The organism is Pseudoalteromonas sp. PS1M3, from assembly GCF_016865405.1.
Classification (GTDB): Bacteria; Pseudomonadota; Gammaproteobacteria; order Enterobacterales; family Alteromonadaceae; genus Pseudoalteromonas; species Pseudoalteromonas marina.
In genome coordinates this window covers 3493417-3504451 of record NZ_AP022624.1, presented here as the reverse complement: position 1 = coordinate 3504451, position 11035 = coordinate 3493417, and the positions used below count along the sequence as shown (strand labels likewise).

At 40.3% G+C, this 11035-nt stretch carries 10 protein-coding genes; 4 read left to right on the top strand and 6 right to left on the bottom strand.

Features of this window, described 5'->3' with window-relative positions; translation table 11 throughout:
• Positions 1-29: 29 nt before the first annotated feature.
• The 6 genes from PS1M3_RS16330 to PS1M3_RS16305 form a co-directional block, all read right to left on the bottom strand.
• Positions 30-875 carry a DUF4198 domain-containing protein gene (locus tag PS1M3_RS16330; protein ID WP_138739943.1) on the bottom strand — a complete coding sequence of 282 codons (846 nt, stop codon included), beginning with the start codon at positions 873-875 and terminating at the stop codon, positions 30-32.
• A gap of 35 nt (positions 876-910) precedes the next feature.
• Positions 911-1420, bottom strand: coding sequence for a DUF2271 domain-containing protein (locus PS1M3_RS16325; protein WP_006792520.1), 510 nt, complete (start codon positions 1418-1420; stop codon positions 911-913).
• Positions 1420-2052 (bottom strand): PepSY-associated TM helix domain-containing protein, encoded by a 633-nt coding sequence (locus PS1M3_RS16320; RefSeq protein ID WP_203985504.1) that lies wholly within the window; start codon positions 2050-2052, stop codon positions 1420-1422. The genes PS1M3_RS16325 and PS1M3_RS16320 overlap by 1 nt, the downstream gene beginning before the upstream one ends.
• A 147-nt stretch (positions 2053-2199) precedes the next feature.
• A complete protein-coding gene (locus tag PS1M3_RS16315; protein WP_203985499.1) occupies positions 2200-2595 on the bottom strand; it encodes a YbaN family protein in 396 nt (131 codons plus the stop codon).
• A 132-nt stretch (positions 2596-2727) separates the two neighbouring features.
• On the bottom strand, positions 2728-4041 hold the full coding sequence (locus PS1M3_RS16310; RefSeq protein WP_039038176.1) for a porin: 1314 nt from the start codon (positions 4039-4041) through the stop codon (positions 2728-2730).
• Positions 4042-4147: 106 nt separating this feature from the next.
• The gene (locus tag PS1M3_RS16305; RefSeq protein WP_008131907.1) at positions 4148-4630 is read right to left on the bottom strand and encodes a MarR family winged helix-turn-helix transcriptional regulator; all 483 of its coding nucleotides are present in this window, start codon (positions 4628-4630) and stop codon (positions 4148-4150) included.
• 429 nt (positions 4631-5059) lie between these two features.
• Here PS1M3_RS16305 and PS1M3_RS16300 point away from each other — a divergent pair, with 429 nt between their 5' ends.
• From PS1M3_RS16300 to PS1M3_RS16285, 4 genes are all read left to right on the top strand, one after another.
• Complete coding sequence (locus PS1M3_RS16300; RefSeq protein WP_203985496.1) at positions 5060-5911, top strand: D-hexose-6-phosphate mutarotase; 852 nt, start codon at positions 5060-5062, stop codon at positions 5909-5911.
• 62 nt (positions 5912-5973) lie between these two features.
• Entirely contained in the window at positions 5974-6507 is a 534-nt protein-coding gene (locus PS1M3_RS16295) for a PH domain-containing protein (RefSeq protein WP_203985493.1), read from the top strand.
• A complete protein-coding gene (locus PS1M3_RS16290; RefSeq protein ID WP_203985490.1) occupies positions 6500-8059 on the top strand; it encodes a PH domain-containing protein in 1560 nt (519 codons plus the stop codon). The genes PS1M3_RS16295 and PS1M3_RS16290 overlap by 8 nt, the downstream gene beginning before the upstream one ends.
• 126 nt (positions 8060-8185) lie before the next feature.
• Positions 8186-11011 (top strand): PD40 domain-containing protein, encoded by a 2826-nt coding sequence (locus PS1M3_RS16285; RefSeq protein WP_203985475.1) that lies wholly within the window; start codon positions 8186-8188, stop codon positions 11009-11011.
• The last annotated feature ends 24 nt before the right edge of the window (positions 11012-11035 follow it).

The following is an 11035-nucleotide window of genomic DNA, read 5'->3' as shown; positions in this document are numbered from 1 at the left end:
AAAATACGTTTAAATAAATGCCAAAATAATTACTCAGGCGCTACTTCAAGCGTTGTAAATAAAGCATAACGACCTGAGTCTACGCCTTCTTCCTTTACATCAACTTCGGTGGCGGTTTCAATTAAATAGATACCCGGTGCGTTCCATATTGTTGTAAAGAAGCCGTTTTTATCGGTGGTTACTTTTACTTCGCCACGTTCGTTACGGTAGCGAGTGTCGCCTCTTAAAATATTTACTTCAATACCTTCGCCTGCAGGCTTGCCGTCTTGTAGTAATTGAAAACGCGCTTGCTCGCCTACAAATAAATCGTTTGGATGGGTTGGGCCACTTAGTTCAAGGCCTAAACCTAATAATGCAGGCTTAGATGTACCGTTACGGCTTACAAACGTGTCTACCGTTGAAATCACTTTAGTGGTGCGTACGCCTTGAGCGTTGCTAGGTAATTTAGCGTCTGTTTTTTTGCCAAATACACGTTTTCGTTTACCTTCTTCATCTTTATAAAAGGTCATGTACATTGGCTTTTGTGTCATTGCAATGTGGTAGGTGCCCTGTTCAGTTAAACTAACTGCGGCTGAGCTTTTGCGTTTTAAGTAATAAGCACGAATAGTGTCGCTAACCGGCTCGCCGTTTGGCATAAGCGCCATGAGTAATGTGTCGTCCCATTGAGCGTCTTTTTCTTTTGGCTTAAAGGCTTTATCGGGGGCAAACATTTCGTTAGAAATACTCGCATCAATCATTACATAATGCGCTTTATCGCCAGAAAGTGAGGTGTGTGATGGTAATAACCAACGGCCATGTGCGCTGGCTGATGTAGATACCAGCGCTGATAAGCTAAGTGCGCCAATTAATGCTGTTTTTAATAAATTAATTTTCATTTTTCTGTCCTTTAAATTCGAATTATAAATAGCTACTACTTAGCGTTTACGGTAACAAAACTGGTTGAAAACTCTTTTTTACCATCGATGGTAATTTTACCTGGCTTTGTTAAATCGAGTTCGAGGCGTTTGTAATCACGGCCTCCTTCTTCACGAACAACTTCAATATTTAAAAGGTATTTACCAGGTGCTACGGCGTTGCCGTCTAAATCTTTACCTTGCCAATCAATTGTATAAGTACCAGCGCGCTTAGTGGCGCCACTTATACCGTCAAAGTTAATATTGGTTTTACCTGCTTTACGCCACCATTGACGTAAGTCTTTAAACCATTCGGCTTTTTGAACCCAAAGTGCAAGCGTTGTTACGTGTTTACGCTCTGGTGTTTCTAGCCATACAGCAACGTACGGTCGATGATAAGGTTGTACGTCAAGGTCGGGTAGGGTGAGTTCAATCTCTAGCTGTGGCGTTTGTGCCTGAACCGTTGTTTGAAATAGTGCGGCAACCATTAATAATGCTGCGCTAAATACAGTACTAACTTTTAACATTAAGACACTCCTTTAATTTGTGGTACCCAGCATAAATAAATAACCAATGGCGTTGCGATGCCTAAAACGGTTATCCATATACCTGCTAAGCGTTTTTTTCTGTTTTGAAACAAAATAATCATGCCGGTAATGGCAAAGATAATCATTAATACCGCTGAAGTATCAATTACCCAGCTCCATACTTCACCGGTGTAGCGACCTTTATGTAAATCGCCAATAAGGCTTAAAAAGCCGCCTGTTTGGTAATCGAGGTTTAGCTCGCCAGTTGTAAAGTCAAGCTCAGCGTAAGCAAAACCTGCCGGAAGGGGGTAGTCGAGCATGACAAGTGCATCTTCTTTTTCCCACTCAATACTTTTCACTTTAGTAAGTGCGTACTGCGTTGCTAAATAGGCTTCTATTTCTGGGTAAAGCGTAGGTAATGTATTTAGCTGCGAGTTTGCCTTTGTTACAAGCTCAGCTGGAATAGTTGCAGTGACGTGCCCATTACTTTTATCGTTTTTAAGCCAGTCAACATGGTTAAGTACAATGCCACTAACGCAAAATAGAATGAGTAAAAAAAACAAAGCGGTAGAAATATAAATATGTAGGGCACGGCTTGTACTGTACAAAGCTCGCTTATTAATAAACGGCATAAATAATTTAATGTGATGAAATTTATTACATGATAATGATTTGCATTACTTATTACAAATTTACTTACGTAACTTTACATTATTATTTTAAATAACCTGAATTCAGGCTAAATAATTTTTATGCTAGTTAGTGCGTTTAAACGAGGTTTAGTGCTGAGGGGGTTGTGAGGGTCTTAAAATAAGGTAAATCATAACCGCAATTTCTATTGCTGCTACAAGGTATACAACCCAATTAGGTGCTGTTGAGTTAAGTAAAAGTATAAAGCCAATAAGCATACCAATAGCGGCAAAGTACTTAGCTTTGGTTGGTACCACTTTGTGAGCTTGCCATTGCTGCAAGGTAACACCATAGCGAGGATGATTAAGTAACCAATTTGCAAGTGCAGGAGATGAACGAGTAAAACAAGTGAGCGCCAAAATAAAAAATATAGTCGTGGGCATGACCGGAAGCATAATGCCTACAATGCCTAGCGCCACTAAGGTTAAGCCTAGCATTTTTAACCCTACGTTTTTATAACAGATAAGTGACGATTTTATATTCATTGACGACGCTATAGTGAGTGGCGACTAATTTAAAGTGTAGGCCAATTTTACATGTATTATAAAGCTAAAACGCTATTCCAATAAAAAAGGACATACCCAGTATGCCCTTTTTTGTAGACTAAACAGTAGTTATTAAAAATAATAACCAATGTTTATATTAAAGCGTTTTTCTGTTTCGCTGCTGTCACCGGCAATCGATCCACCAACGAAAGGTTGGTTTTTAGCATGTACAAAATCAAAGTAGGTAAACAAGCCGCCAGCGGCTACAGACACACCCGTCACGTTCATCCACGTATCTGCGCTGTTGTCAGATTTATCGTAGATAATCCCGTAATCGTTATAAAATTGTAGGCCTGTCACTGGGCCCCACTCAACTGGCATACTGTAAGCGATGTTTGCATTGGTCATGGTTGCTTCTGCGGCAATACTGTCGTAAAACGAGTAAGCACCTACGGCCATACGATCAATATTATCTATGTCGTAGTTGTATTCACCATGTTGAAGTTGAAAGTTCCATGCATCAATATTGCTATTTAGATGCATAGCCCATGCATAATAGTCGCCTGCGCGGTCATTACCGTCATGTAACCCGCCAGATAACGCAGAAAAACCTAACTCGGTTGTGCCGCCGTCATGTTCAAAATGGTAACCGTAACGGCCCGAAAACGTATTGTATTCGCCTATTTGGGTTGCAGGTTCTGCGTAAATGCCGTCTTCTGGAGCTCTTACGCCAACTACATCGTATGAATAGCGATCGCTGCGGTTGTCAACGTAGCCATCTACGCCACCAAGCTCATCGTTTTTGAAAAAGCCGAGATCTAATTGCCAGTTATCTGCAATTTTACGTTTAAACATGATGCCTAAATCGTGATCATCTTCTAAACCGATGTAATAGGTGGTGTTAAAAAACCAGTTGTGAGAATTATAAGGCCAGTTACCAAAGGGGACTTTGGTGATACCTGCTTGTACTTGCCAATCGTCTGCAAAATCGTACGCTGCATAAGCATATTTTACTGCGGTCATGTAATCAAAAAAGCGAATTTCTGCGTTAAGAATAACGTCGCCTACATCACCAGAAAAATTAAGTCTAAAAACGTCAAAATCGAAGTCGCCGCCGCGGTCTTCGTTATCGTCATCATACGATGCATAACTAAAGTTTGTACGAATAGCACCGCCGACCTTTATGCCGCTGCTTTTTTCTTTCGGAGCTTCTGCCACCACAACGTTTTGGTCAGCTTTTTTCTCGATAAGTGCAACTTGCTCTTGGTGTTTTTCGTTAATTTTTTGCTGTTTAGATTTTTCTTCAACTAGTTTTTGTTCAAGCAGCTTCATTTGCTGCTGTAGTTGTTTTAATTGACTTTGAAGCGTGTCGATATCGGTGGCGTAAGAAGTACTCGAAACACTACCTAAAATAAATGCGAGCGATAATTTTGAGAGTTTGGTCATATTAGCTGCTTCTTTTCGTTTGGTTAAAAATAAAAACCCAAGATATTAATAACACCTTGGGTTAAGAGCTTAGTACAAAACCATTATATTTTTTATTGTTCGTTTTTTATTCTTTAGGCGCTTGTGTAAGTGCGCCCACTTCAAGCAAAGGAGATGCATCTAATTTATCTGCATCCATCATGGCTGCAATACGCTGCATAGATGAAAGTAATAAAGACTGCTCCCATTCAGCCAGACCAGAAAACTTTTCTATGAAGTGTTCTTGTAATGGTTGAGGGGCTTTAAGTAGTAATTCTTTCCCTTTTTCGGTGAGGTGTAAGCTCACTCGACGTTTATCCATTTGGCTTCGAACGCGTGTGACCAGATCTCTGCTTTCAATTCTGTCGAGAATATTAGTTACGGTCGCTGGGCTTAAATTTACATTTTGCGCAATGCGGCTAGCAGTGATGCCATCAGTTTGAGACACTTCGTGCATTATAAGCAGTTGTGGGCCAGTTAAGCCGGCTGTTTTATTAAGTTGCTTTGAGTGTAAATCAATCGCTCGGATCACTTTACGTAAAGATACCAATAACTCGTCATATTTTTGCATGTGTTTATCTCGTCGAAAAGCGATGCTTTGCCATAATCGCGAAATGTTACACATCAAATAAATTGAATTCAAATTAAAAATTTAATTTTTTACTGCTGTTACTCGTTTTTATTAATTAGAGTAGAAACTAATTTACCTTAAAGCAATACCCCTTTAATTAAGGGTTTTTTAATAGGTGGGAGTGCTTAGTTAAGCATTTTAGCTACGTTTGAACTATTAAATACACGGCTCAAATTGCTTTTTTACAATTCATTTTATGCGTTTAGTGTGTAATTAGTTAAAGTATAGATTAAGTAAGTGCATGATATACAACTATCAATATGCTCACAATGATTGTCTGAATAAGCAAAAACTTATTTGCTTGGTTTATACTTTACGTTATATGTAAGAGTATTGAACGTTGTGATTATTAATATTAAAGGGAAAGGCATGAAATTATCGCCATCAGTGAGCATTGAACACACCGAGACCGGTCTTGAATTTATTAATATTGAAAGTGATTTGTGCGATGCAAAAATATTTTTGCAAGGTGGCCAAATTACGCAATTTACACCTAAAGGTAAGCAACCTCTTATTTGGGTGTCGGGTAATGAAACGTTCTCAGAAGGCATGAGTATTCGCGGTGGTATTCCTATTTGTTGGCCTTGGTTTGGGACACACGCTAACGGTGGTTGGCCCGCACACGGTTTTGCCCGAACCAGCTTGTGGCAAGCTGATGAGGTTAATGAAACTGAGGAATGTATTACTGTGAGCTTAAAACTACCCATGAAGTTGGTGAACGCTGAATATTGGCCGCATCAGTCGGCATTGAAGGTGGAATTTGTTTTAAGTGATTCGCTTGAAGTGAGATTAACCACAACAAACTTAGGCGATACGGCGTTTAGCTATACACAAGCGTTGCATACATATTTTCCAACGTCAGATATTACTAATACACACGTTGACGGCTTACAAGGCGCGCAATATATTGAATTTGCTGAAGGACCTTTTACGCAACAAGCGGTTGTTGGATTTGAACGTGAAACCGATATGGTTTACACCCAAGCCACACCTATTCAATACATAAATACGCCCGAAGGCGTTATTAAAGTTGGGCGAGCAAACTCTAGTTCGTGTGTGCTTTGGAATCCGTGGATTGAAAAATCAAAGCGCTTGTCTAATTTTGCTGACGATGAATACAAAACCATGTTATGCCTAGAAGCCGCCAATGTATTAGATGATGCTGTTACTCTTGCACCACAGCAAAGCCACACGTTGGTAACATCTATAGAATGGGCATAATAAGATATGCCTAATTAGGCTTTGTGTACGAATAAAATAATAAAAACAGTATAGGAAATAGTGTGTTTAACAATCAGCAAATAACGGATTTACCACAGCATAAAAACATTGAATTTAAAGCGCTTGCCGATAAAGCATTGCTGCATGCACAACTTAACTGGTTAGTGTTTTATATTCCTTTTAGCGCAATATTAGCCACAATTTGTTACTTCAACGAAAATTTTGCGAATAACGCGCAAACGTATTTATTAATTGGTATGCCTATTTTAATTCTCGCTTCTATGCTTTACAGCGTTGCGAGCATTAAATTGCAAGGTGTGGCTATGCGTCAGCACGACATTGCGTTTAAAAAAGGAATTATTTGGCAGCGGGTTACTATTTTACCGCTAGCGCGCGTGCAGCACATTGAAATACACCGCGGCCCTATTGAGCGAAAGCTGGGTTTAGCCAGTTTAAAATTGTATAGCGCCGGTGGTATGAGTGCCGATTTGCAGGTAAGCGGGCTTACACACACGGATTGTAAAAATATGCGCCAGTTTGTTCAAGATTACCGCCAAGAACAAACGTCTACTCAGGCTGTACCAGCCGATGAGTGACTTTACACCTCATACCACACAAACGGATGCTGGCCAGGCGCAATTGTGGCAAAAAGTATCGCCTTGGGCACTTTTGTATTTTGTTGTCCATTTTGGTGTGCGTTTTGTGCGCGACGGTATATTTAACCTATTACCGCTTGGTTTTGTATTTGTTACACAAGTAGAAAACAAACTATTCTGGGGGCAAATTGCAGCAGCAGTAGCTGTAAGTACTTTGCTTTTATACTCGGTTTTATATTACAGAAACTTTAGGTTTTGTATTTCAAGCGATAACGAAATACTACTCAATAAAGGCGTTTTTAAAAAAGAACGTTTAACGCTTAAATTTGAGCGAGTACAAAATGTAAATATTGCTGAGCCTTTTTACTTTAAACCAGTAACGCTGGTTAATTGTATTTTTGATGCGGCAGGTAGCGCGGCTCAAGAAGCTGTATTGCCGGGCGTAACCCAAGGTTACGCAGAGCAAATGCGAAAGCAAATATTTGCTTACAAGGCCCAGCAGCAACTTGAGCCAGACAGCGAAGTAGAAACAGAAGAGGCTACTGAGCAAAGTAGTTTGTTTATTTCTAACAAAGAAATAGCCAAGTTTGGTTTAATGTCAAACATGGCTATTTTAGCGCTAGCAGCCATTGCCCCACTCATAAATGTGGTAGCCGATGTGCTTGAAAAGCAATTAATCACAAAAGTAGAAGGCTTTTACGAGCAAGAGCTTGGCCTTGTAGCCAGTGCAGCGTTATTTGCTATATTCACAATGTTTGTACTTGTGGTACTTATTGCTGTTTTGCTTTCGGTGGGAATGTCGCTTATTCGTTTTTATAATTATCAGCTTTATTTTAAAGGTAAAAAGTTTAAACGAATTGCCGGTTTATTAGAGCGCCACCAGTTATCTATGAGCTTAGACAAAGTGCAGTCGATTGTCATTAAGCAAAATATTATTGCCCGGTTACTTAAGCGCTTTACCGTTGAATTTTTGCAAGCGAGTAGCGGTGGTGCAATGGCGGGTATGGCCGCTAAAAAAAATAAACAAACCTTAGTTTTACCTGTATTAAATAACGAGCAAGTAAACAGCGTATGCCAGTGGATTTACCCGTGGTTTAACAACAGCGCACTGGCATTTAAGCAGGCAGAGCGAGCACTTTGGTATAAAAACTTAGTCTTGTATGCATTGTTACCTAGTCTACTTGTTGCTGTGTTTTGTTATTTTAATGAGTTTAATTACTTTATCAGCGTGGGTGTGCTTGCTGTATTTGCAGGCTTGGTTACCTTGTCGTATCAACGTTATGGTTACTATTTACATGAAGATGATGGCCGATTTTACATGGTTGTGCGTAAGGGCATGATTGGCGTACATTACCGCGTGTTTGAACTTTATAAAGTACAAAGTGCTAGCAGCGAAAGTACCTATTTAATGCGAAGATCAGGATTGAAAAGCCTGTATATACAACTTGCTCATGGCTTTGCGTTTATGCCATACATAAAAGAGCAAGACGCTGATTTTGTGATTGATTTTACGCTTAAACAGGCTGAGTCAGACACTCGTAGTTGGATGTAATTTCTGCAAACAATAAAGTATGTGCGAAAACACATTTGCACATGCTTTATTACACTTTTTTACTGCAAACTCAGTGAGTTTAATAATACTCTAAGCATTATTGAAAATGCTACTTAAGGGATTATTGTGAAAAAGTCACTCATTGCCTCAGCTTTGTTGCTCGCTGCCCCCGCGTTCGCTGCGGATTGGCAAACCATTCATACCGAGCATTTTAATGTGCACTACAGCATTGAGCATATTGATTTTGCTAAATCGACCGCGGTTGAACTTGAAATTGTTCGCATGAAAGTGCTTGAACAACAAAATCGTGCACTCGATGAAATAGTCGATGTTGTGGTGTTTGACCCTTTAAATGCGGCGAACGGGTTTGCCTTGCCTACATCAAGCAACCCAGTAATGGCACTTTTTACTACCCCACCGCAGTCTGACACGGTGATTTCAAACAGTTCTGGTTGGCAGCAGTTACTGGTGTTGCATGAATACATTCATTTAGTGCATTTAGCCCAGCCTACACGCAACCACTGGCAGCAAAAAGTGCGCGGTTTGTGGGATATTTACGATTTAACCTACAGTGATACGCCGCGCTGGGTTGCTGAAGGGTATGCAACGTTAATTGAATCTAAAATGACCGGACGAGGGCGCTTATTTGATAATTACTCTGAGTCGATATTGCGTGAATTTGCTCAACAAGGTGCGCTACCAACCTATGGGCAATTGAATAGTGATAATGGCTTTATGGGTGGCTCTATGGCCTATTTGATGGGCAGCCGGTTTTTATATTGGCTAGAGCAAACATTTTCTGAGCAAATACTTGATAGTGTATGGACCCGAATGCAGGCGGTTAAGTCGCGTGATTTTGATGAAGCATTTGAAGGTGTGTTTGGCCAAAGCGCAGCGAAGCTATATCGCCGTTTTATTGCTGAATATACGTATAATGCCATGCAGCAAGAGCAAGGAGAGCAACCACTTGATAGTGAGCTATGGCTAGAGCTTGATTTATACGCAAGCAATCCAGCACTTTCACATGATGGCAGCAAGCTTGCAATAGTAGAGCGTGATGCCAAGCGTAATACTAAGCTCGTTATTTATAGCACCGAAGATAACACCAAAGCGATGGAGAGCTTTGAAAAGGCACAAAATGAGTTAATTAAGCAAGACCCACTCGATATACCAGATACGCCACCTAGCGTGTTTAAGCGTGAACAAAAACAAATACTTAATCAAATAAACCGGGCAGGTATAGCCAACCCTCAATGGGTAAATAGCACGACACTGTATTTTAATGCTTATAGTACTGAAGAGTCGGGCATTTATAATCGGGTGTCTGATATATTTAGCTATAACATTGAAACCGGCAACGTAGAAAAGCTAACCGAGTTTGCAGGGCTAAGACGCTTTAATGCAACAAGCGACGGTAAAGCAGTGTATGCAGAGCAAATACGTGATGGCTATTCTGAATTAGTAAAAGTTGATATCAGCACCGGCACCATAACGCCGTTGTTCAAAAAAAGCTTAAATACTGCATACGATTACCCCACGCTTAGCCCCGATAATAAAAAATTAGTTTATTTATCAGCTTCTTTAAACGAAAACTGGCAAATGTATATACAAGATGTTGATGGTGGTATTAGCCAGCCTGTACCTATGCCAAACGGGTATCAATATTTAACTCAGCCTAGCTTTAGTGACAATGGCGAATCAATCTATTTTGTTGCGGGGTTAAATAAAGCGACTGATATTTATAATTACCATATAGCCAGTAATAACCTAAAGCGTTTAACACATGGGCAAGAAGCGGTTGCTCACCCCATTGAAATGCAAGATGAAACGCTGCTTTATTTATCGATTAATGCCGACGGCCCTGATGTAAAAAGCCTAGCGAATACCAGTATAAAAACCACGGTGACCGATTTAGCTGTTAATAGCAAAGCCCCGCTATTAATGGTTAATGAGCACACATTGCCAGAGGCTAAAGTATACACGCAAGAGGCTGGCGAACAGCGCGATTATGCAATATTTGATCAGCATGCAACCTTTGCGTTGGGTTCTCAGTATTATTCTGCATCGACCAGCTTATTAAGTATGGGTATTAAAAGCAGTGATTTATTAAAGCAGCTAGACCTGCAAGCCGGTTATAGCATTGACTTAAACGATAATGCATTACATGGCGGGTTTGTAAACGCTAAATACAATGCGCTTGACGTTAAGTTTAAACTCGCTTTGTATGACTACAACTTAGATACCTCACGCCAATATCAAGCTTTAAGCCAAAGCAATTTAAATAACGAAATAGATGCTCTTGGTGGGTTTGTAGCAATGAGCTATCCACTTAAGTTTGGCCAATTAAGCTTAACCCCTGAGCTTGCTTATAACTATACCGATTACAAACAAAGCCATACTCGTTGGACGCGTGTTGGTTTTGCTCAACGTTGGCAATATGACCGCCAAACGTTTGCTATAGGACAACGTGTTAATGCTCGTTGGTACGAAGGTAAAGGTGAAAACAATTGGCAAGGTTATGATCTCGATGCGAGCATATTTGGTAAGGTGTATAACGCTCCTTTGTACATCAACTTTACACAAAAGCAGCGAGACGATGCACGCCTTGCGCTAGGCGGGTTTAACTCCAATCTTATAAACCAACACTACAATAGTGAATTTGTGCTTGCTGCTGATCTGCCTTTTTATAGTGCAACTGCCGAGCGTTACCAAGGATATGGCGGCGGAGTTACTTATAAAGAAGGTATGCCATGGCTTTATTACACTCAGCATCAATTAGATGACAGCGTTTATGCACAAAGTTACGGTTTAAAATATCAAGGTGACTTTAGCTTTGGCATGGGGCCTGCGGGTGTTAACGATTTAACATTTAATGTGGGGGTGTCGCGTGTTGAGGGCAGCAGCTTTGATGATGAAATGCGTGCATGGCTGAGCTTTTATTATTCGCTTTAAATAAATTTAATGAGCTTAGTTGAA